21 protein-coding genes are annotated in these 22780 nt (G+C 59.9%); 3 read left to right on the plus strand and 18 right to left on the minus strand.

Annotation, left to right across the window (positions count from 1 at the left end):
- Positions 1-5: 5 nt before the first annotated feature.
- A complete protein-coding gene (locus GT019_RS04770) occupies positions 6-1817 on the minus strand; it encodes a type 2 periplasmic-binding domain-containing protein (protein WP_161741610.1) in 1812 nt (603 codons plus the stop codon).
- Between the two features lie 388 nt (positions 1818-2205).
- Complete coding sequence (locus GT019_RS04775; RefSeq protein ID WP_161741611.1) at positions 2206-3045, minus strand: AraC family transcriptional regulator; 840 nt, start codon at positions 3043-3045, stop codon at positions 2206-2208.
- 131 nt (positions 3046-3176) lie between these two features.
- Here GT019_RS04775 and GT019_RS04780 point away from each other — a divergent pair, with 131 nt between their 5' ends.
- The gene (locus GT019_RS04780; RefSeq protein ID WP_161741612.1) at positions 3177-4028 is read left to right on the plus strand and encodes a phytanoyl-CoA dioxygenase family protein; all 852 of its coding nucleotides are present in this window, start codon (positions 3177-3179) and stop codon (positions 4026-4028) included.
- Between the two features lie 77 nt (positions 4029-4105).
- Positions 4106-4942 (plus strand): phytanoyl-CoA dioxygenase family protein, encoded by an 837-nt coding sequence (locus tag GT019_RS04785; RefSeq protein WP_161741613.1) that lies wholly within the window; start codon positions 4106-4108, stop codon positions 4940-4942.
- Positions 4943-5045: 103 nt separating this feature from the next.
- Here the strand turns inward: GT019_RS04785 and GT019_RS04790 are convergent, their stop codons facing one another.
- From GT019_RS04790 to GT019_RS04850, 13 genes are all read right to left on the minus strand, one after another.
- The gene (locus tag GT019_RS04790) at positions 5046-5210 is read right to left on the minus strand and encodes a hypothetical protein (RefSeq protein ID WP_161741614.1); all 165 of its coding nucleotides are present in this window, start codon (positions 5208-5210) and stop codon (positions 5046-5048) included.
- Positions 5207-5740: an RNA polymerase sigma factor gene (locus GT019_RS04795; RefSeq protein WP_161741615.1), complete on the minus strand. Its 534-nt coding sequence runs from the start codon at positions 5738-5740 to the stop codon at positions 5207-5209. The genes GT019_RS04790 and GT019_RS04795 overlap by 4 nt, the downstream gene beginning before the upstream one ends.
- The gene (locus tag GT019_RS04800; RefSeq protein WP_161741616.1) at positions 5727-6287 is read right to left on the minus strand and encodes a VanZ family protein; all 561 of its coding nucleotides are present in this window, start codon (positions 6285-6287) and stop codon (positions 5727-5729) included. The genes GT019_RS04795 and GT019_RS04800 overlap by 14 nt, the downstream gene beginning before the upstream one ends.
- A gap of 224 nt (positions 6288-6511) precedes the next feature.
- Entirely contained in the window at positions 6512-7840 is a 1329-nt protein-coding gene (locus GT019_RS04805; RefSeq protein ID WP_161741617.1) for an ABC transporter substrate-binding protein, read from the minus strand.
- Positions 7841-7880: 40 nt separating this feature from the next.
- Positions 7881-9032, minus strand: coding sequence for an efflux RND transporter periplasmic adaptor subunit (locus GT019_RS04810; protein ID WP_161741618.1), 1152 nt, complete (start codon positions 9030-9032; stop codon positions 7881-7883).
- Between the two features lie 72 nt (positions 9033-9104).
- A complete protein-coding gene (locus tag GT019_RS04815; protein WP_161742121.1) occupies positions 9105-9926 on the minus strand; it encodes a carbohydrate ABC transporter permease in 822 nt (273 codons plus the stop codon).
- A 63-nt stretch (positions 9927-9989) separates the two neighbouring features.
- Complete coding sequence (locus tag GT019_RS04820) at positions 9990-10895, minus strand: carbohydrate ABC transporter permease (RefSeq protein WP_328803906.1); 906 nt, start codon at positions 10893-10895, stop codon at positions 9990-9992.
- Positions 10896-10998: 103 nt separating this feature from the next.
- Entirely contained in the window at positions 10999-12087 is a 1089-nt protein-coding gene (locus GT019_RS04825) for a sensor histidine kinase (RefSeq protein ID WP_161741620.1), read from the minus strand.
- On the minus strand, positions 12080-12772 hold the full coding sequence (locus GT019_RS04830; protein WP_161741621.1) for a response regulator transcription factor: 693 nt from the start codon (positions 12770-12772) through the stop codon (positions 12080-12082). Before GT019_RS04830 ends, GT019_RS04825 begins: the two co-directional genes overlap by 8 nt.
- A gap of 136 nt (positions 12773-12908) precedes the next feature.
- Entirely contained in the window at positions 12909-13829 is a 921-nt protein-coding gene (locus GT019_RS04835; protein WP_407945061.1) for a M15 family metallopeptidase, read from the minus strand.
- Between the two features lie 312 nt (positions 13830-14141).
- Positions 14142-15155: an aldo/keto reductase gene (locus GT019_RS04840; protein ID WP_161741622.1), complete on the minus strand. Its 1014-nt coding sequence runs from the start codon at positions 15153-15155 to the stop codon at positions 14142-14144.
- Positions 15156-15264: 109 nt separating this feature from the next.
- Positions 15265-16263: an oxidoreductase gene (locus tag GT019_RS04845; protein WP_161741623.1), complete on the minus strand. Its 999-nt coding sequence runs from the start codon at positions 16261-16263 to the stop codon at positions 15265-15267.
- A gap of 253 nt (positions 16264-16516) precedes the next feature.
- Entirely contained in the window at positions 16517-17356 is an 840-nt protein-coding gene (locus GT019_RS04850; RefSeq protein ID WP_161741624.1) for a phytanoyl-CoA dioxygenase family protein, read from the minus strand.
- Positions 17357-17491: 135 nt separating this feature from the next.
- On the opposite strand from GT019_RS04850, the gene GT019_RS04855 reads away from it, so the two are divergent.
- Positions 17492-18304: a helix-turn-helix domain-containing protein gene (locus tag GT019_RS04855; protein ID WP_161741625.1), complete on the plus strand. Its 813-nt coding sequence runs from the start codon at positions 17492-17494 to the stop codon at positions 18302-18304.
- Here GT019_RS04855 and GT019_RS04860 read toward each other — a convergent pair.
- From GT019_RS04860 to GT019_RS04870, 3 genes are all read right to left on the minus strand, one after another.
- Positions 18301-19260, minus strand: a complete 960-nt coding sequence (locus GT019_RS04860) for a ring-cleaving dioxygenase (RefSeq protein WP_161741626.1) — start codon at positions 19258-19260, stop codon at positions 18301-18303. The genes GT019_RS04855 and GT019_RS04860 overlap by 4 nt on opposite strands.
- 136 nt (positions 19261-19396) lie before the next feature.
- On the minus strand, positions 19397-21316 hold the full coding sequence (locus tag GT019_RS04865) for a PAS domain S-box protein (RefSeq protein ID WP_161741627.1): 1920 nt from the start codon (positions 21314-21316) through the stop codon (positions 19397-19399).
- 123 nt (positions 21317-21439) lie between these two features.
- Entirely contained in the window at positions 21440-22711 is a 1272-nt protein-coding gene (locus GT019_RS04870; RefSeq protein WP_161741628.1) for an FAD-binding protein, read from the minus strand.
- Between the last annotated feature and the right edge of the window lie 69 nt (positions 22712-22780).

Below are 22780 nucleotides of genomic sequence, written 5' to 3' on the forward strand. Positions count from 1 at the left end.
GTGCCTTATTTGCTTTCGAACCATTTTTGGATGCTGTCCTTGTTCTTCGCCTCGAACCATTTGTTCACGCCGGGGTACACCGCCGACATGTAGAGCGAGTCGTATTGCTTCAGGAAGTCGTCGTATTGGCCGATGTCGCCGCCCTTGACCACGTTCAGGAACATGACGTCGTAGGCTTTCTTGATGATCGGCGCGTTGTCGATCATGTCCTGGGTCGGCATCGCGGTGTATTCGTTCATTTGGAACGCTTTGTTCTTGATGTAACCGTCGACGACCGCGAGGCTGCCTTGGTCGGTGTACGACAAGTAGGACGGGAAGCCGGCTTTGTCGTTCTTGTCGGCATAGGCTTTGGCCTGGTCGTAGAATAGCTTGTCGGATTCCGGCATGCCGTCGGCCTTGCCCGTCTTGAACGCTTCGCTCACGACCTGGAACGCCTCGTAGTTGAACGACGGATTATAGACCGGCATCGGATAAGCCAGGAATATGCCCGAATTGTCGACCGGATCGGTATTGTATTTGCCGAACTGCATCGTCTCCGGGTTGTTGTTCAGGTCGTGATAAAGGTTCTCCATCTCCACGAGCGCTTCCGGATGCGCGACGCCCTTCTTCGCGACGCTGATGCCGAGCACGGTCGCGGCCGTGACGGACGATTTGGCCGGCTCCGCGTCCGCGGACGGGACGGCGACCGGCAGCCATTTGGAATCCGGATGCTTGTCGAGGTTCAGGTTAAGCGGCCACCAGGCATCCCACAAGCCGCCGAAGACGACGCCGGATTGGTTGTTGACGATCGCTTCGTTGTATTTCGCGTCGTCGAACGTCGCGAAATCCGGGTTGATGTAGCCCTTCTTGTAGTAATCCTGAAGCTTAAGCAGCGCCTTGCGCGTGTTCTCCCGGTGCTCGGGACCGAACATGCCGTCCTCCAGCTCGCCCTCGCTATTCTCCACCCAGATGTTCGGATACGCATGGAACATATTGAAGAAGGCGTCGCCGATGCCCCAGAAGTTCGACGCGATGTTCGCGTCCGCGAGCGCGATCGGGTATTTCTCGCCTCCGCTTTTGTCGTAGTCGTTGTTTTTGAACGCCTCCAATATCTTGTCGAGGTCGTCGACCGTCTTCGGCAGCTTCAATCCCGCCTTCTCCACGTTGTCGGAGCGCATCCAGAGCATGAACCCGGAGTCGTGGTACGTCTGGCCGTTCGGGATGCCGTACACCTTGCCGTTCTTCGTGACGCCTTCGAGCAGACCCGCGTAATCGCCGGTCAAATATTTCTTCATGTATTTGGAGCCGTAATCCTTCAGCACCTGCGTCAGATCCTCGAGCTGACCGGTCGAGGCGAGCCGTTCGAACTGGGACGGGGAAACGTAGAAGAAATCCGGCAAATCGCCGCTCGCGATCATCAGGTTCATCTTCTCTTCGCCCTGCGCGCCGGGCGACGTCCAATTGTACTTCAGGTTGATGCCGAGCTTTTCCGACCACGTGCGCGTGTAGATGTTGCTTTCGATCGTATCGGGCTTCTTGAGGTTGGAGGCGACTTCGTTGTTCGTATGCACGGTCGTGACCGTGATCGGCGGATCGAATTTGCCCAGCGGATCCTTCGCCGGCTCCGCGTTAGGATCGAGCAGCTTGGAAATGTCCGATGGCGACGCATCGCCTTTTGCCGTTCCGGCGTTGGAGGCGGTACCGTCCGAAGCGGCGCCGTTCGATGAAGCGCCGTTCGAATTCGAACCGGAATCGTCGGCGCAGGCCGCCAAGGAAAGCGATAACGATAGACAGACCGCAAGCGTAACCGGTTTTGCGAGAACCTTCTTCGCATTCATGAGATTTCCCCCTGTACGAGCCGCAACGGCCCGTCGTTTTGAATAAGTCGGCTGCTTTATTTCTTGCATGCTTGGCGGGATTCGTTGTACGCATCCTTGCAGCGCTGGATATGTAAGCGCTTTAGAACATCTGTCTGCATTATAGTTCCTGCATTCGGTACCGTATTGTATAATCAGGCGGCCATTTGTAAAATTGTCATAAAAAAATGGCGGACCCGAATTCGGGCTTCGCCATTATTATCGTTTTATGGGTGAAATTCCTTCCTAACGCGACTTGTTTCGACGGCTTCTCCGCGCGTTCTCGCTTCCCGCCCAAATATCCTGCCGCGTCCAATTGTAAATTAATACTTCCGAATACGATCCATGTTCTCTATCCGCTTGACCGAGATTACAAGAAGCCGTTCTGCTCGCGATACTCCTGCGGCGTCAGGGCGACGTTCGCCTTGAACGCTTTGGAGAAATGCGCCCCGTCGTAAAAGCCGCTGACGATCGCGATCTCCGTGATCGGCATCGCCGTCGTCTCCAGCAGCCGCTTGGCGCTCTCGATGCGGGCGGACAGCACGTACTTGCCGATCGTCGTGCCGGTGACGTTCTTGAAGAGCTGGTTCAGGTACCGTTCGTTAAGCGCATGCCGCGCCGCGATGTCCGGCAGCAGGATTTTCCCGCCGCTGTCCATCCGTTCCTGAATGTCTTCGATCACTTGCCGCACGATGACCTCGTGCTTGTGGGGATGCCCGGTGTTCTCGATCTGGTCCATGTAGATGCGCACGAAGATATGAAGGAAATAGATTTTGGCCGTCACCGAGATTTGGCGGTCCATCCGGAGCTCGGTGATGAGCGCGCGGAATTCCGCCTGCAAGCCCGGCATCGGCAGCGGGGCCTTCTCGAATTCGAGGCACCGGAACAACTCGGCCATCCGCGCGTTAAGATCCGGGCAATCGAACCGGAACATCAGATAATACAAGTCGAAGGAGCCCTCTTCGCAGAAGCTGCTTCGCACGTCGTCCGGAACGTAGATCAGATCGCCGTGCTTGAAGTGCAGCGTGCGGCTATCCTGAACGACGGCGTTGGCGCCGCGCGTGTAATAGTTCAATTCGAATCCCGAGCCGGTGCCGTTCCAGCCCCGGTCCCGCCAGAAGCCGAAGGATGGGAACGAGAACCGCTGCCATTCCCGGTCGAACAGTTCAATCAGCGTCTTCAGATGCGACGTCGGCTTCGCATGGTGCATCCGCATGGCAATCCTCGCTTTTTCTTACAATTTTACAATTGTCTGATCAACTATACAATACGGCCCGCGGATTCTGCACTATACTCGATTCATATTCACGGCTTCCTAACACGACAAGAGGGATGTGAAGCATGAAGGACAACATCGGCCTTATCACGCAAAGCGACAAGGAATTTTACAAGGAGAACGGATACTGGGTCAGCCCGGTCCTGTTCGATGAACAGGAGATCGAGGAGCTGCGCCGGGCGCATGAGCGCATCTGGGCGTACGATTACGACGGCGACGGTTATCCGCTCGACGAATGGCGCCCGACGAATAATCCCAAGATGCTCCGCAAGATCGACAATTCCTGGTGGATCAACGATGCCGTCCGCAAGACGGTGACGAACCCCGTGCTCGGGCGTCTCGGCGCGGGTCTCATGGACAGCGGCGGGGCGCGGTTATGGTACGACCAAGTGATCTACAAGCCGGGAACCGGCACGGGCGAGAAGGACGCGCTCTCCCCCGGCAACGTCGGTTGGCATCAGGATTATATTTACTGGCAATGCACCGATACGAGCAATCTGGTCACCGCTTGGATCGCGCTGCAGGATACGGACTTGACGAACGGCTGCATGTCAGTCGTGCCCGGCTCGCACAAGTGGGGCCTGCTCGAAGGCAGCGACGCGTTCTTCAACCGCGACCTCGAAGCGGTCAAGTCCAGAATCGCCGAGGAATCGGGCCGCGCGTGGAAGGAAGTCCCGGTGACCCTGAAAGCCGGTCAAGCGAGTTTCCACCATGCGCTGACGATTCACGGCTCCGGGCAAAATCATGCCGAGCGGCCGCGCCTGTCCGTCGTCGCCCATCTCATGCCGGACGGCATGGCCTACAAGAAGCACGGTCGTCACAACGTCGATAACATTCGGCTGCTGGGCCCGCGTCCGCGGGAAGGACAACCGTACGACAATCACTACTTCCCCCTGCTGTATTCCGACAAGCAATAGCCTGTTACGATCGCCGTACCGATGCAATGACCCATTCTACCGGCGCCGACTCGGTGCCCCTACGGAGGCAAACGACCATGAAAATGACATTGACAGCCGAAGAAATCAAGAACGGCAAGCTCGAGCCCGAGAAGCTCGCGATCGCGATCGAACAAGTGAAAGCGAACGGCTACATCGTGTTCGACAAAGTGTACGGCGACGAGCAGGTCGCCGGGCTCCGCTCGGCCTTCGACCCGCTGTTCGACGAATACATCGGGCGCCGCGGCTACAACACCGGCACGAACCGGGCGCAGATGCATCTGCCGTTCCAGGCGCCGTTCAACGATCCTTCCATTATCGAGCATCCGATCGCGATGGCCGTGATCGACGGCTTGCTCGGCGAGTATAACAAGATCTCGTACTTCGCGTCCGACACGCCGATGCCGGGTTCGGATTACCAGGCCGTGCACTGCGATATCAACCCGCTGTTCCCGGATATGTCGGTCGCCCTGCCGCCGTTCAGCCTCGTGCTGAACATCCCGCTCGTCGACACGACCGAAGAGAACGGGCCGCTCGAAGTCTGGCCGGGCGGCACGCATCTGCACGGCGACCGCGCGAACCAGGATACGCTCGGCGGCATCGTCAATCCGCATATGCATATCGTGCGCGCGGCTGAATTCATGCATTCGGAGAAGGTTTACATGTCCGCCGGCTCCATCGTCATCCGCGACATCCGGATGTGGCATCGCGGCACGCCGAACCGTTCGGACTATCGCAGAACGAACATCGCGCTGATCTACAACCGCGACTGGTACGGCAGCGGCTATCAGATCCAAATTCCGCGGGAAACGTACGACAGCCTGCCGAAGCGCTCGCAGCAGCTGCTGCGCAGCGAGAAAGTCGGCTACCCGGTCAAAATGCCTTGGGAATGGTAGGAACTTAGCCTGCGCCGAGCTTGTGCCGAGTCGGGGACTGAAGCTCAAACTGGTGCTTAGCCCGCGTCGGTCAAAATCGGCCTTGCCGTTGCGCGGCTGCTTCCTAAGCCGACGCCGCAACCGAGAAAGCAGCTCGTTCATCCAGAACGAGCTGCTTTTTTCTTGCCGCGGCGAGCTTGTCCGCCGTCAATATGCTTTTTTTGCCGTCGCCCGTCTTGTCCGCCGTTATGATGCTATTTCTTGCCGCGGCGAGCTTGTCCGCCGTCAATACGCCGGTTCCATCTCGCGCGACATCGCCTGGAGCTTCTTCTTCGCGCGATGGATCTGGGTCTTCACGGCGCCGATCGATATTTTTTGAATGGACGCCAGCTGTTTGTACGTCAGCCCGTAGCCGTACACGAGCAGCAGCGCCTTCCGCTGCTCCGGCTTCAAGACCTCGAGCAGCTCGAACTCGTCCGATTTTTCGAGGGCGCTTTCCATGCCCCCGTCGACGGCGCCCGAGATGACCTCCATGCGGTCGTACGAGAATTCCTGGCTTCTCATCCGTTTCCGGTACAGATCGATCGCGGTGTTGCGGGAGATGACGTTGAGCCAGGCCTCCTGAATGTCGTCGAACTTCAGCGCGTTGAACCGCCGGAATATTTTGATGAACGTTTCCTGCACCGCGTCCTGCGCCAGAAAATGGTCCCTTAAGATCGAATACGCGTAATAATACACTTGTTTGTAATGCTTCTGATACAGAGCGTTGAATACCTCGTTTGCGCCAAGATCCATCATCGTCGCTTCATCCTTTTGCATGGAGAACTCCTCCTGCTTGGTCCAGTTGGGGGGCAGGCGCGGCTTGGCTGCCATCGGATTCCGCCGCCAAGTATGCCGCGCATAATTTGAATACCAAACCGCCGATCACGCCGCCTGCCGTATTGAGCAGCAGATCGTCGACGTCGAAGGTGCCGATGGCGAATACGGCCTGCCCGCCTTCGAGCAGCAAGCTCAGGCCGAACGAAGCCAGCAACGTGCCGGTCAGCGGCATCCCGCCGTTCTTGGACAGCAAGCCGAGAAACAGGCCGAGGGGAGCGAAGATCGCGATATTCCCCACCAGGTTCATCAGGTCGTGCGGCGATTGGCCGTGTAGCGTCCTGGCGATTTCCTTGAAAGGCGTCAGGTTGCCGCCGTGCAGCTGCCAGCTGAGATAACCGGGGCTGTCCAAGCTCCTCAGGAGCTGGTGCCACAAATACTTGGCGTCGATGAGGCGGAATTTAAATAAAATGATTTCGAATAACGCGTATAGGTACATGGCAAGCAGCGCGCGAATCATAAAGCCGTTCAACCGTCTGTTGGGTGTCATCTCGTTTCCTCGCTTTCTTCCTGGCCTTTCTACCTCTTCAGCATAAGAAAAACAATTTAAAGAGAAAGTGGGTAAATCTTAAATAAATATAAAACTTGCGCCCCTCGCGAGCGCGAAAGCGTCTCTGCGACCAACCGGCGAACCGGCCGACCAACCGGCCGGCACAGAAACGAAAAAACAGCCCGCGGCCCGGGCTGTTCCTTCGTCGATTCCGATCGGCGCGTCTACTCGTTCAGAACGGTCGTGGCGCGGTTCTGGATCAGCTTCGCCGCTTCCTCCGCGGTCTTTTGCCCGCCGTAATACGCGTAGGCTTCCTCCCCGACGATCCCGACCACTTTGCCGTCCAGCTGCTCATAATTCGTCGTGGCATGGAGAAGCTCCTTGAAGCGGGCGAATTCCTCGTCCGTCGCGGTCGCCGTTTGTCCGTTCGGCAGTTTGCGGGAGCCGCTCTTCACTTGTGCCGCCAGATCGTCCAGCTGCTTGTCGTTCACCGATTTGAGCAGCGAAAATCCTGCCCGCCCCTCAGCGGTTTGCCCTTCCTCGGACAGCAGGAAGGCGATGAATTTCCAGGCCGCCTCCTTCGCCGGGGACTTCGCCTGGATCGCGAACTGCATCACGGGGATGATCCGCATGCCGCTCGCCTCGCCGATGTGCGGCTTCGTCACGACGCGCGGATGGGCGAAATACGCATGCAGGCCGTCGATGATGTCTGCCGGCGATTGCACGACCGCCGAATAGAACAATTGCTTGCCCATGTCCGCCGGCTCCGAAGTCATGACCTTATCCGCGTAGATTTGGTCGACTTGCTTCAGCAAGCTCACGAATTCGGGAGCATCGAAGCTGGCTTTCTTGGCGTCGGCATCCACGAATTTGGCGTAATTATCGACCACCATTTCTTGCAGCAGGACATCCGGCGGCATATCCGCCATGGCATATCGGCGTTCCTTGCCGCTCTGCTGCTCCTGCTGCATGATCGCCTTCGCCGTCGTCACGAACTGCTCCCAGGTCCAGGTCGCTTCGTCGTAATCCGCCTGCGCGAGCGCGTCCCCGTCGCCCACGAAAGCCCGCACGTTGAAGCCGGCCGGCATGGCGTACGTGCCGCCGTTCATCTTCACCGCGTTCAAGACGTTCATTTCCAAATCGCCTTTGTTCGGCAGAGCGTCCTTCGACATGAGATCGTCCATGTTCAGAAACAGCTTCTTGTCCACGTATTCCTCGATCGGCAAATTGTCCGTTTCATAAACATCCGCGCCTTTCCCCGACAGCAGCGCCGTATTCGTCGTCTTCTGGTACTTCTCGTAATCCTCGGGCTCGAATGTTTCGCCGATTTGTTTATACGCCTTGATTTGCAAATCGATCTCGGGATGCTTCGCTTCGAACTTCTTCTCCAGCGTCTGGTAGAAGGGGGTCAATTGCCGGACCGACAATGTCACGGTCGACGTTTCGCCTTCCGATCCCTTGTTGTCTGCCGTAGTCGCTTCCCCTTCGTCGCCGGAACTGCAGGCGGTCGTCAAGGTCAGGAACAACGCTGCCGTGCACAGCCATTTTTTCATCGTTGAAATGCCTCCGTTTTGTTTATTCATCCTGCTTCGGTTACTGCAAGCGAACGCGGTTCCCGTCCTGGAGCGGTTCGCCGCTCTCGAGAACGATCCGTTCGTCCTCGCTCAGCAGGTCCGATTGGATCATCGTCTGGACGCCGTTCGTTTGCTCTTCCTGGATTCGCACTTGGCGGGCCGCAAAGACATTGCCGAGCGCCCCTCTCCGTTCTTCGACGACATAGACGAATGCGCCGTTGCCGTCGCGATGAATCGCCGCATTGGAGACGAGCAAGCCCGATTGCGGCGAAGGCTGCTTGAGCGCGAGCTTCGCCTCCTCGCCGCCTTGCAGGCCGGCGTCCGCGAGCTTCAGCTTGACGACCTGCATCGGGATCGGCGGCGCGTTCGCCCCATCGTCGCCGGCGGCGCGCAGCGGAGCTTCCTCCAGCTCGTCGATCGTTCCGGCGACGATGCGCGTCCGTTGCCCTTGAACGGTATGTACCTCGACGTCAAGCCGCTTCCCGACCGTCAAGCCCAGGTTGGCGATCAGCGCGCGATCCGCCGTCACCGCAAGCCGGTAGCCGAGGCTGCCGTTCGCGATGCGGATATCCGGTTCGCCGGAGGACGCCAATCCTTCGACGGCGTTCACCTGCGTGACCGTCCCGTCGAACGGCGCGCGGATTTCCCGCTCGGCGGCCAGCTTTTCGGTCAGATCGGCGATTTTCCGCTGCTGCGCGCCCAGATCGAGCTTCAAGGATTCGATCGCGCGTTTGGCTTTGCGAATCTCGAGCGCGTCTCCCCCCGCCGACGTCAGGATGAACTGGTCTTGGGCGTTCTGCAGCTCGATGTTTTGTTTCTCCGCGAAGGAGCGTTCGTCTTCCAATTCGCGTGCCGCGGACGCGCCGTCGTACGTGACGAGCAGCTGTCCTTTCTTCACGCGCTCGCCTGTCTTCACCCGCACCTTCCGTACCTTCCAGCCGGCCGGGTTCGGCAGCTCCGCTTCCGAGTAGGGCTCGAGCCTGCCGCCGGCTTCGAGCGTGAACGCCAGGCTGCCGCGAACCGGTTGTTCCGTCCGCACCTTCGGCAGCGTCAACGATTGCAGCGTGTTGCCGAATAACGTCATGATCGCAAGCAGACCCGCAAATACCGAGAAGGCGATCAAAATGATTCGTTTGCGCCTGCCGTCCGACCGCGCTGCTGCCAATTCCATCTTCCGTCTTCTCCTCCGTTCGAATGATCCGGCCGACCGCGATCCGCGGACGCCGTTCTTGCGCGGCCATGGTTATCCTTTGATGCCGGACAATTGGATGCCTTCGATAAAATACGTCTCCGCGTACAAGAACAACAGCACCATCGGCGTCATGTACAGCATCGACGCGGCGAACGCGATCCCTTTCTCGGCGTTGATCCGCGATAAATAGACGGACAGCGGCTGCTGGAACGGATTATCCAGAAAAATCAGCGGCTGCTCGACCATGTTCCAATAATCGACGAACAAGAGAATCGCGAGCGAAGCCAAGCCCGGCTTGATCAGGGGCAGGATAATCGCGCGAAAGATCCGCAGGTGCCCGGCGCCGTCCATCTTGGCGGCTTCGAGATACGCGTAGGGAATATGCAGCGCGAACTGCCGAAGCATGAACACGCCGAACGCCGCGAAGATGCCGGGCAAAATAATCGCGTTCGCGCTGTTCAGCAGCCCGAGCTTGCCGGCCATGATGTAATTCGGCACGAGCGTGACTTGGAACGGCATGAGCATCGTCAGCAGGTAGACGAGAAAAATCGTCTCCCGGCCGCGGAATTGCAGCTTGCCGAGCGCATAAGCGGCAAGCGCCGCGATCAAGGTCTGCCCGGCGATTATCGGCGCCACCATGTATACCGAATTCCAGAACATCCGCAGATACCTCGGACTGCTCAGCAAAACCTCGCCGTACTGCTTCAAGGACACGAGATCCGGCAGCAATTTCAGGTTCGCGAACGGCGGCTCGTCCCCGGAAGCCGTCTTCACCTGCCCGATCGAGCCGTAGTTAATATCGAGCTCCTGCGCGGTCATGAGCGAATTGGTGAACGTGATCGCGATCGGACTCACGAACAGCAGCGCGATCATGCCGAGCACGAGCGTTAACGCGCTTTTTTGCAGCGACTTGGCGATGGGCACGCGCCCTCCCTCCTATTCCATGAACTGCCGATACCGGCGTTCGACCGCGAACAAGCCCAGGACGATCAGCAGGATGCCGCCCGCCATCAGCGTCGCCGCCGCGGTCAGTTTCTGAATGTCGAGCGACAGGAACATGTTGTTCATGTAATGCTGCAGCATATAGATGCTGTCATGCGGATAATCCCCGGCGATCAAGTACGTCTCGCGAAATACTTTGAACGAGTTCATGATCGACATGATCGCGACCACGAACATCGCGGGGATGAGATACACCAGCGTGATGCCGCTGAATCGCCGCCAGCGCCCCGCGCCTTCGATCTGCGCGGTCTCGTAGTAATCCTGCGGAATCTGCTGCAAGCCCGCCAAGAACAAGATGACGTTATAGCCGACGTTCTTCCACAGGTACACGACGACGACGACGTTGCGCGCCGATCCGGTCTTCATCCAATCCGTCCGCTCCCAGCCGAATGCGCTCAGCCATGCGTTCAGCGAACCGTTCCAATCGATCAGTATCTGCCAGACCAGCACGATCGAAGCGACCGGGACGACGAGCGGCAGCACGTAAGCCGTCCGCAGCCATCTCCGCAGATAAAGGCTCTTGTTCAACAGCAGCGCCAAGCCGAGCGATATCGCGAGATTGAGCGGAACGCCGACCGCGCTGAAGTAAGCGCTGTTGGCCGCCGCCTTGCGGAACGAACCGCTCGCCAGCAGCTCGCGATAATTCGCGAGACCGGCGAAATGCCCGTCCACCGGACTGTCCAGCACCGAGTAGAAGACGCCCATCGCGAACGGAATCAGATAGAACAGCGCGAATCCGGCGCCGCTCGGAGCCAGAAACAGCCATGCCGCAGCCGCGTCCGTGCGATGCCGCCGCGCCGGCCATCGCCCCGTTTTCCATCCCTGCCATCTCTTCCTCACATTCTGTATCCACCTGCCTTTCATGCCTCAACAATAAAGCGGACGGATAAAGAAAGAAGTAGGCGAAAGATTAAATTTCCCTAAAACGGCGGCGACTCGGCGTCTACCGGCACGGCAGCCGCACTTCGAACATGGTGCGGATCAGGCTGCTCTGGGCCGAGATGTCGCCCTGATGCTGCTCGACGATATTCTTCGCGATGAACAGGCCGAGCCCGGTGCTCCCCTCTTGATGCGTTCGCGCATGATCGCCGGTGTAGAACATGTCGAAAATATAAGGCAGCTCCTCCGCGGGAATGGAATCGCCGTAGTTGATCACCTGAATCGTCGCCTCGTCCGCATTCGCCGTGCAGCGAATATCGACGAATTGGCCGTCCTTGCCGTAGCGCACGGCATTGGTCAGCAGATTCTCGAAGACGCGCGCGAGCAGCTCGCCGTTTCCTTGGATGCACACGCCGGGCGGCACCTCCAGCCGGGTCGTCAGGCCGCCGCGCTCGAACACGGGAAAGAGCTCCTCGTTCAGTTGAACGAGCAGCTCGCTGAGATCGATCGTTTTCTTGTCGACGGCCAGCTTGCCGTAGTTCATGCGGGTGATCTCGAACAGCTCGTCGATCAGCCGCTCGAGCCGCTGGGACTTCGCGAACGAGATATTCGCGTAATGCTTCATCTCCGCCGCCGACAATCCGTCGTCGCGAATGATGTAATCCAGATACCCGAGCACGGACGTCAGCGGCGTGCGCAGGTCATGCGCCAGGTTCAGGACCAGCTGTTCCTTGCTGTTCTCGGCAAAGTCTCCCCGCTCCAAAGCATCCTGCAATTTCACGCTGGCGAGGTTGATGTCCCTGGCGATCGCGCCGAATTCGTCCGTCGAGGGGATACGGACGCGATTGTTGAAGTCGCCGTTCGCGAGCTGGTTGATGCCGCTCGAGATCTCGCGGAAATACCCGGCGTACCGCTTGGTCAGCACGAAGAAGAAATAGACGGACAGCGGGATGAAGATGATCAGGAAGAAGTTGACGTCGCCGATGTCCCGGATGAAATACCGCACCTTCGTCAGCGGATTCTCGACCTTGGTCGTATAGTAGTAAAGCTGCAGCGCTTTGTAGATCGCATACGTGATCCCTGCGGCGCACAGCATGCTCAGACCGAACAGCAGAATCATTTTGAAACGGAAACTCCGGATGATGTCAGCCATTGAACGTATACCCCACTCCCCAGACGGTTTTGATCAATTTGGTTTTCTGCGCGTCTTCCTTGAGCTTCTTCCGCAAGGTGCGAATATGCACCATGACCGTGTTGCTGCCTTCGTAATAGGTTTCGCCCCATACGTGCTCGAAAATGTTTTCCGAGCTGTACACCTTCTTCGGATAGCTGGCCAGCAGAAGCAGGATGTCGAATTCCTTCGGCGTCAGCTCGATCGGCTCGCCGTACAAGAAGACGGCGCGTTCGTCGGGATGGATGACCAGTCCGCCGGCTTCGATCGTCTGCTTGTTCGCGGGCGCGGACGCGTTGAACTGCTTCGCCCGCCTGAGCTGGGCATTGACCCGCGCCACCAGCTCCATCGGGTTGAACGGCTTGGTCACGTAATCGTCCGCCCCCCTGACGAGTCCCGCGATCTTGTCGAGATCGCTCGCCTTGGCGCTCAAGAAGATGATCGGCAGATGATGCTGCTCGCGAATTTGCCTGGTGACCTCGTACCCGTCGAGCTTGGGCATCATGATGTCCAAGATCGCCAGATCGACGGCATTCGCCTGCATCGCGGAGACCGCCTGCTGGCCGTCGTATACTTTCAGGCAGCGGTAACCTTCCTTCTCCAGATGCAGCCCGATCAGATCGGCGATCTCCGCTTCGTCGTCGGCGATCAATATGGTGATCGACACACTCTTCCCCCCTGCCTTTCGTCATAGGCGGCCATCATCGTCCGCAGGCCAAAAAGCCCGTTCATGCCGTGATCAGCTGGACGGGCCGTTTCGTGCCGTAGGTTAGGCTTGCTTGGTTGCGGTCGGCTATGCGCGCTTATAGTCTCACGGTGACGATGACGCCGTCCGTGTTGTTGCCGGATATGTCGTAGCTGCCCTTCGCCGGCACATGCAGGGTCGTATCCTCCGCGACCGGGAAATAGAAGATCTCGTAGGTTTTCCCGTCGACCGTGACGGACGCCTTCTGCTGTGCTTTCAGATAAGCCAGATACTCTTCCAAGACAAAATCATGATCCGCCATGATGGCGCTGTGCGGCAACCCGACGTACCGGAAATGCCAAGGCTCGAACAAGATGCCCGTCACGGCCGTCTTGTTCGCCGGGTAACGCAAGGTGAATCCGTATTTCCACGCGTTCTCCGTCAACCATTTTCCTTCGGGGGCGTCGCTCATCTCCCCCAAGGTGGAACCGACATCGAGCGACAAGCCCAGGTTATGCTCGCTGTAGCCGGCGGGCATCGCGTAATCGGCGCCCATTTGCCGGTAGAGCTCGTCCTGCTTGGTCTCGTCCCGGTAGCCGCTGCTGACGATAAAATGCTTCACGCCTTCGCCCGCCGCCGCGTCGACCATCGTCGAGAATTTCTCGGCCAAGTCCGGCGACAGCATGATCGAGCTGTCCAGCAAGCCGAAGCCGTCCAGCAGCTCCTTATGCCGGTATAAGTTGACCGCTTCGGTCTCCGCGCCGCCCTCCGGCACGGGATTGTCCTTGTTGACCAGCAAGAGATCGCCCCGGTGAACCTGATCCCGGGTCACGTCGATATTCATTTCCGATTCGGATGCATCCGTCTCCTGCGCGTGTTTATCGGATGCCGGCGCCAGCTCCGGTCCGGAAGCCGGATCCGGCCCGGAGGCTTGATCGGACGACTGGACTTGTCCGGAATCCGCCGGCGGTCGTTCGCGGTCCGCTTCCGATTTGTGCTGCGACGCCCGGTAGCCGATCAGCAGCAGGACGGCAAGCACTACGATTCATTTCTTCATTGCAATGTTCCTCCTGAACGTTCGTCTGTCCCAGCATAAGGCGAACTAGTTAAAAAGAAAACGCGTTAAACCTAAAATATTTCTTAAATTCCGTACCGGAATGAGCGGCGCGACGCGGTCCCGGACGCCCCGGCGGACGGCAAAAACCCCCGACCTTTCCAGATCGAGGGTTTTCGCTTAGATGAACCATGCACATGCAGACTGGGGATATTCGCTTGCTTCGAGCATCGAATGCACAGGTCGGGGATGCTTGCTTGTACGGCGCATTCGACGAACGCGCACCTCGGGAAGACGTTACCTGCGGCGCAGCCGCTTGTCGAGAACGGCCGGGTGGTCGGCATTGTAATTGTCGGCCGGATTGAGATCGGTGCCGGGCGGGACGATCCCGTCGATGCGGTCGAGGATCTCGCCGTTCAATTCGACGTCGGCGCCGGCAAGCAGTCCGTCCAGCTGTTCCTGCGTCCGCGGACCGATAATCACCGAACTGACGCCGGGATGCGACCGGACGAACGCCAGCGCGAGATGCGGCAGCGCGATGCCCGTCTCGTCCGCGAGGGCGTTCAGTTTCCGAAGCGCTTCCGCTTTGCCTTGATTGGCCGGGATGGTCGCGTCGTACAACGCCGGTCGGCTCGTCGCCCGGTGGCTGCCCATTTGATCGGCGCGGCCGGACAACCAGCCGCCGTTCAGCGGGCTATAGGTGAGCACGCCCATGCCGTAACGCTGCGCGGCCGGCAGGACGGCCGCTTCGAGCTTACGCGCGAAGATGGAGTACATCGGCTGCTCCGTCAGAAAGCGATGATGGCCGCCCTGACGCGCCGCCCATTGCGCCTCGACGATCAGCTCCGCGGGGAACGTCGACGAGCCGATCGCCCGCACCTTGCCCGCTCGGATCAGATCGGACAGCGCCGCGAGCGTCTCGTTGAGATCGGTATCGTAATCCGGGCGGTGGATCTGGTACAGATCGATGTAATCCGTTCCGAGCCTGCGAAGACTGTCGTCGACCGCGCGCTTGATCCAGCGAGCCGAACCGCCGCGGTGATTCGCGTCGGGGCCCATGGGAAGGCCGAACTTCGTCGCGAGCACCGCGTCGTCCCGCCGTCCTTTGAGCGCCTTGCCGACGATTTCCTCCGACTCGCCTCTCGAGTAGACGTCGGCCGTGTCGATAAAGTTGATGCCGGCGTCCAGCGCCGAGTGGATCATGCGGACCGAATCGTCATGATCCGCGTTGCCCATCGTGCCGAACATCATGGCGCCAAGCGTAAATTCGCTGACCGAGATGCCGGTAACGCCGAGAATTCTTCGTTTCATGGATGGAGCCTCCTCCTTCGCGATGCTTGATTGGCGTTCACCTGCATCGTACCCGATGGAGCAAACTCCAAGTCAAGCGACCGTCCGATACTTGCGGCCGTCCGCGCGCTCAATCGTTAAGCTTCACGCCGGTCAGCGCTTCGCTGAGCGTCCATAAGCGCTTGGCCGCTTCGGGATCGATCGCCCACGGACGAACGCCCGTGCCCTTCACGCTGTCGGCCGGCACGGCTTCGGAGATATCGTTATCCTCGCAGTAGACCCCGCCCATGCCGTCCAGCCGGCTGCTCGTCGCGCACCAGACGCTCGTCGCCGCTCCCTGCGGGACGGTTTTCATCTGGTCCGCGTTCGCGTCGCCGACCTTGCTGCCGTTCTTGTCCGTTACCTTCTGGACGCCGTTCTCCTCGTCGGTCAAACTGCGGCCGATATCGGTCGGGATGAGACCGGGATGAACGGAGAACGCGCGGACCCCGCTGGATTTGCCCAGCTTGTCCAGCTCCAGGGCGAATAAAGCGTTGGCGGTCTTGGACTGCGCGTACGCCTTCCATTTGTCGTACTCCCGCCGTTCGAAATTCGGGTCGTCGAAGTCGATGCCGCCCAGCCGATGCGCGCGCGAGGTGACCGCGACGACCCGCGCGCCGCCGGCCTCTCGCAGCGCCGGCCACAGTCTGGCCGTAAGCTGGAAATGCCCGAGATGGTTCGTCGCGAACTGCGACTCGTAGCCGCGCGCATCGCGCGTCAGCGGGTTCGCCATGATGCCCGCGCTGTTCACCACTATATGGAGCGGCCGGCCGGAAGCCAGAAACCGCTCGGCGAAGCCGTCGATCGAGGCCGGATCCGTCAGTTCCATCCGCTCGGTCTCCACCCGCGGTATACCCGCAAGCGCGGCTTGCGCTTTCTCCTGCGACCGCACGGGCACGATCACCGTGGCGCCGGCTTCGGCCAGCACGCGCGTCGTTTCGAGTCCGATGCCGGAATAGCCGCCCGTCACGATCGCGATTTTGCCGGTCAAGTCGCGTCCGGCAAGCACTTCCCGCGCCGTCGAGCGCGGCCCGAATCCGGATCCGATCGGCGCCTGCGGCGTTGTTTCGTTTGCTGAATATAAGTACATATGGGTTACCGCCTTCGATAGGATTCATTCCGTTCGCTATAGGTTGTCGACTTTCCCGGAATGTCATCCCATCTTACGCCTTAAAGTTCACTTTAAGGCAAGCATTTTCTTCGGGCGGTCCCTGGGCGAAGGCTGGACGACGAGCGAACAGCAACATGCCGCCGACAAATCGAAGGCATCTGCGGCAAGCTGTCCGTCATGCAGGCTGAAACCTGCCGCTTATGAATCCAACGTCGGCCCCTTAGCGCATTCGTCAACGCGATACGGGATCCTGATAGTGCCCGCGCGGCTTTTTGCCGCTCCAGCGGTCGTCGATTTGCTCGAGCGTCGATTGGTAACGCGTATCCACGCTGAGCCGATAATGATGCGTCGTGTTTTCCAGCGAGCAGTGCATGAGGAACATGCCGAAGATGAGAATATCCCCTGCCCGGAATTCCGTCGTCGCCCACTTGCCGCCGTATTTGTTCGTGATGACGAGCGGATCGTCCGTGTAATGGCCGATGCCGTCCCGGTCCGCGTCCTTCTTGCCGTACGATTGCTTCAAGTCCTCGAAGCGATGGGAATCCAGGCAGAGCGCGAGACCGCCCGTCGCATAATCGACGTCGCCCAGCGGGGACCAGACGGTGTACACGTTGCGCGTGCCGCGGCCCATATAGACGATGTCGTAATGCGCGCCCGTGAAGTCGCCCTTGCCGACGGCCCGAAGCCACTTGTAATGATACGTCAGCGACTTCGCGTCCAGCAGCCGATCGAATAACAGCATGATGTGATCGCCGTTCAGCACGTTCAGCAGCTCCGGCAGGTCCTCGTTCGTACCGCCCATGAAGAGCGACTTGCTTCCGTCCGCCATGACGGCTTCCTCCAGCAGGGTGTCCCGGTCAAGCTTGCCCATCTTTCGCATCTTCTCCAAAACGGCGCGTCTCGCCTCCAGCACCCGTTCCCGATCGTGAAAGCCGCGCAGCAGCAAGTACCCGTCCTGCGCGATTCGCCTTCGCAGCGCATCGGCATCGTGCAAAATGTCGTTCGAATCCTTTAATTCCGTTAAATGCGGTCCTCCGAGCTCCAGCTCCCGGCTTCCAACCTTGACGAACATGCGGCAGCCCCCTATCGCGCGTGATAGCTTCATTGTAGCCGCCGGCGGCTCCCCGTTCCATGGAGCGAAGTCGCGGAAACATGTATAATCGTACGTATAATGCCCATTCGATCCCCTCGTCAGGAGGCCGCCCGCATGACTTACATGAACATCCCCTACGGACCGGACGATCCCGTCGCGCTTCGCGAGCTTCGGTTCAAAACGATCTGGAAAGTGCTGACGAACGACGCCTACCAAGTCGCCAAGCCGCAGGGGTTCGAGTCTCCCGGCATCTTCGTCACGTTCGACGGAAAAGGCACGATCGCGTTGGCGGACCGTGCCTTCGAATTGGACGCCGGAACCTATATGATCGTCCCGGGCGGCGTTCCCTGCGCCTACCGTTGTCCGGCAGGCGAGTGGAAATTTTATTTTATGCAATTCGATCCCCTGGACATGGCGCATGAGCTCGAGCTCGCCGTCGGAGAGCCTGTCTCGACCGCCAAGATTGCCGAAGCGGTCCGGCTCTGCGAGCGGCTCATCGACAGCCTCATCGTCCGGCCGATCGGCTACGGCTACGCCGTTCGCGAAGCCGCGCAGGAACTGCTGCTGCTCTTTGCCAGGGAGCAGGAAGCGACCGGCCGGCGGCGGCATCCGGAGCTCGACGACATCTTGTTCCGCATGCATCAGCATATCGGGCAGCCGGTGCCGGTCGGCGACTTCGTCCGCCGGAGCGGGTTGTCGCGCACGGCGTTCTTCGCCCGCTTCCGCGACCGAACCGGCATGTCGCCGGCCCGCTACATGCAGGAGCTCAAGCTGGCGTCCGCCAAGGCGGCGCTCGAGACGACGAGCGCCTCGATCAAGGAGATCGCGGCATCGCTCAGGTTTTACGACGAGTTCCATTTCTCCAAGCTGTTCAAGCAAAGGTACGGCATCTCGCCCCGCGCATACCGGGGCGGCAGGGAACTTTAGCCGCCGATTCCTTGCGATTCGTTCGCAGCCCGGACCGCGATCGGCTTCAAGGCGGCTTCCAGCTCGGCCCTGCGCGGTTCGAACCAGGCCGGCAGCATGAGCTTCCGTCCCAATTCGCCCGGCGCCTCGTCCCGCGCGAAGCCCGGGACGTCCGTCGCGATCTCGAATAGAATGCCGCCCTTCTCGCGGAAATACACCGCATGGAAGTATTGCCGGTCCTTGATCTCGGTCGGCTCATACCCGCCGCGGACGAGCAGCTCCCGCCAGCGCGCGAGCTCTTCCTCGTCCTTCGCCCGGAAAGCGATGTGATGCACGGTGCCGACGCCGCCTTTGCCCCATTCCATGTCGGTCAGCGGCACGTCGATCACGCCGCCCTTGTCCGCCGTGCCGACGAATCGGGCATAGCCGTCCTGTTCGCCGACCTTGGTCAGCCCGAGCACGTTCTCGAGCGCATCCAAGGTCGGTTTGTAATCCCTGCTGAAGAGAACCGCGCCGCCGAAGCCCTTGATCGCTTGGCCGGACGGAATGCCCGCGTAATCGTCCTCGCGTTCGGGTCCTTCCGCCCGCTCGACCAGCTCCATGCGCAGCCCTTCGCCGTTCTCGAACTGGAGGAAGGCTTCCCCGAACCTCGTCTCGCAAGCGGCGGCGATGCCGTGTCCCGCCAGGCGTTCTTCCCAATACCCGCTCGCGCCGGCCGGTATGGCGAACGTCGTGATGCCCGGCTGTCCCCCGCCGACCTTTCCGTCCCGCGCGGTCGAGGACGGGAAGAACGTAATCACGGTTCCGGGCGCGCCGATCGGATCGCCAAAATACAGATGATACGTATCCGGCGCGTCGAAATTAACCGTCCGCTTCACGAGCGGCAGTCCCAATATGCCCGTATAAAAGTCCACGGTCGTCTGCGGATCCCGCGAAAACGCCGTAATATGATGAATGCCTGCCGTCCGTTCGGACATAACCATCTCTCCTTGTTCATTTCTTGTTGTCGAATTGCATCGCCCCGCAGGGAGGTTGCCCGCGCACGCGGAAACAGCCGCCCTCCGTCCGAAACGGGGAATCGGCTGTTTGGCTTGCGCCCGAGGCTTCAAGCGATCAGCTTCTGCGCTTGATCGCCAAACACTGCTCGATCGCGGACGAGACGGCGTCCATCTGGATCGGCTTGCTGATGTATTCGTCCATGCCCGCCGCCAAATACCGCTCCCGGTCGCCTTTGAGCGCATGCGCCGTGACCGCCACGATAAACGGAATTTTCTCCGCCGACATTTTTTCCTTGATCACGCGGGCGGCCTCGACGCCGTCGACGAGCGGCATCTGAACGTCCATGAAGATGATGTCGTAGGGGGAACGTTCGACCGCCTCGATCGCTTCCGCCCCGTTCACGACGACGGTCGAATTGTAGCCGAGCTTCTCGACCATTTTCTTGAGCACGGTCTGGTTGACTTCGTTATCCTCCGCGATCATGATCCGCAGCGGATCCGCCGCCTGGACTTCCTCGGACTCCGCGCTCGCGACGGCCGGCAGCTCCAACTGCCGGAAGGTGCCCGTGAACACGAACGTCGAGCCCGGTTGATCGCCGTTGTGCTCGTGCCAGATATCGCCGTCCATCAGCGCCACGAGCTTCTTGCAGATAGCCAGCCCCAAGCCGGTGCCCTCGAACTCGCGCGTCATGAAATAATCCGCTTGGTAGAACGGATCGAACAGATGAACGACCTTGTCCGCGGCGACGCCGAGGCCGGTATCCCGGATCGAGAACCGGAGCTTGACCTTGTCCGCTTCCGACGAGGGATCGCGCTGGACGACGATCGAGACCGCGCCGTTCGGCGTAAATTTGATCGCGTTGCCCATCAGATTCATGAGCACCTGGCGAACCTTCGTCACGTCCCCCATGACAATCTGCGGCACATCCTGCGCGATGGAGGTCGTGAGCGCGAGATTTTTCTCGAGCGTCTTGGGCAGGATCACGTTCAGCGCATCCGATAGCGTGGTCCTGACGCTGAACGGTTCTTCGACGAGCTCCGACTTGCCCGATTCGATCTTGGAGAAGTCGAGAATATCGTTGATGATGGCGAGGAGCGTCGTGCCGCTCTTCTTGATGATTTGAACGTACTCCTGCTGTTCGGCGTCCAAGGGCGTCTGCAGGATCAGATCGGTCATGCCGATGACGCCGTTCATGGGCGTCCGGATCTCATGGCTCATCATGGCCAGGAAATCGCTCTTCGCCCGATTCGTCTTCTCCGCGGCTTCCTTCTCGATGATGAGCCGCTTCTGCTCCGTCATGTCTTTGGCGATCAGGTAGAAGCCGACGTTCTTGCCGCGAATGATGATCGGCGCGACCGTCGCCAGCACTTCCACCCGATGCCCGTCTTTATGGCGAATCAGATTAATGTCGTTCTCGACCGACGTGTAATCGCCGTGCGTCGTCAACACGTTGCGCACATTGAGCTCGCCGATCAACTTGGCGATATCCGTGCCGATCAGCTCCGGTATCTTGTAGCCGGTCAGGCTTTCCGCCATGACGTTCCCGTTGATGACCGTGCCGTCCAAGCCGAACGAGACGATCGCGTCGTGATTGTATTTCTTGAGCGACGTGTAACGTTCGATGCTCTCCTGCAGCTTGAGCTCCGTCGCTTTGGTCGCGGTGATATCCAGCACTTGCGAGATGTAATATAGCGGAAGCCCGGTCTCCTCTTCGCGAACGAGCGAGACGTGCAGCGACGTCCAGATGCTGTCGCCGTTCCGGTGCATGAAATGTTTCTCGACCTCGAAGGTATGCGAAGCGCCGTCGAACAATTCTTGGAGCACCCGCGCGTTGATCGCGGGATCGTCCGAATAGACGAAGTCGGTTGCCGGCCGGCTCAGCAATTCTTCGTGCGTGCAGTCGAATATTTTGCAGACGGCAGGGTTCGCGCTGATCCAATCCCCCTCGATCGACACGAGCGCGATGCCGATCGGCGCGTGCTTGAACACATGTTCGAAAACCGATTGCTGACCGACGATCTCCAAATCCTGCATGACGATATACCTCCCGATGAGCCCGATGTAGCCGTTATCCGGGGCTGCGAGCAATCCTCGCCGAGCGCCATGGCGCTTTATTCCCCTAGCATAACTACACCGCTCAGCCATTATGCGAAACAGCTAAACGGCATTCTCGGCGATGTATTTTAGCAGGAAGCCGTTGCGGAACTTCCCATTCGGGTCGCTATCCTCCAGCAGGCGGACGAATTCCGGCCGTTTCTCGTACAGCGACTGCACCCGCGCTGGCGCCATCGTGAACAGCTTCGCCCAGTGCGGACGGGCGCCGAAGGGCGCCAGCCCTTCCTCGATCAACGGCAGCACGGCCTGCACCGCCGCCCATTCCGGCTTCCACGTGAAATGAATCGCGACCGAATCCTGCCGGTAGCACGGACTCATCCAAAACCCGTCCGCGGCGATCGTGCGCACTTCGGACGTATACAGCAGCGGCGAGATCGCGTCCCGCAGCCGGTCGATGGCGAGGAGCGCTTCGTACGCCCGTTCGCGCGGCACGAAATATTCGCTCTGCAGCTCCTCGCCCGCGCTCGGGGTGAACGCCATGCGAAAATGCGGCAGCCGTTCATGCCACGGCCCCGGCACGCCGAGCTGTTCGCTGCAATTCTCCGCCGAGTGGCCCGGCACGGGATGCAGGTTCTCCCGGGCGGGCTTCGCGCCGAACAGCTCGGGCAGGACGCCAGCGTCAGCGTCGCCCGCATGCTTCGTCTTCACCCATACTTGATTGAACGCCGGCTGCTTCCAATCCGTGAACAAGCTGACGCTGTAGCCGCCCGCGAGGATCGCCTCCGCGTTCGACTCCAGCTGTGCCAAGGGCAGGTCCTCGTACACCTGCTGGGTCATCTCGAACGCCGGGACGACGTCCAGCGTAAGCTTCGTGACGACGCCCAAGCCCCCGAGCCCGACCGCCGCGCCGTCGAATCGCCCGTCTTCGTCCCCGCGGGAGAACACGACGGTTTCCCCGTTGCCCTGGACGACCTCGAGCGAGCGGACCGCCGTGGCCAGATTGCCGTTCCGGACGCCGGACCCGTGCGTGGCCGAAGCGCACGCGCCGGCGACGGTGATGTGCGGCAGCGACGCCAGGTTATGCAGCGCGCGGCCGTTGTCTTGCAGATATGCGCACAGGTCGCCGTAGCGAATGCCGGCTTCGACCGTTACCGTGTTGCGGACGCGGTCGAGCGCGATCACCCGGCTCAGCTTCTGAAGCGACACATGCGCGCCGGTCGTGTCGGCGATGTCGTTGAACGAATGCCGCGTGCCGAGCACCTTCAGCCGCTCGCTTCGCGCCACCAAGTCCTGTACCTGCTCCAAGCTATCGGGAATATGGATTTCCGAGGCGCCGTACGTGTAATTGCCGGCCCAATTTCGTTGCTGTTCCACCTCTTCGCACCTCCGTGAGTAGTCGTTCCTCCCTTAACTACTTCGAGAAGCGCGCGCATTTCCCTCCAT

This window comes from Paenibacillus glycinis, assembly GCF_009909185.1.
Classification (GTDB): Bacteria; Bacillota; Bacilli; order Paenibacillales; family Paenibacillaceae; genus Paenibacillus_Z; species Paenibacillus_Z glycinis.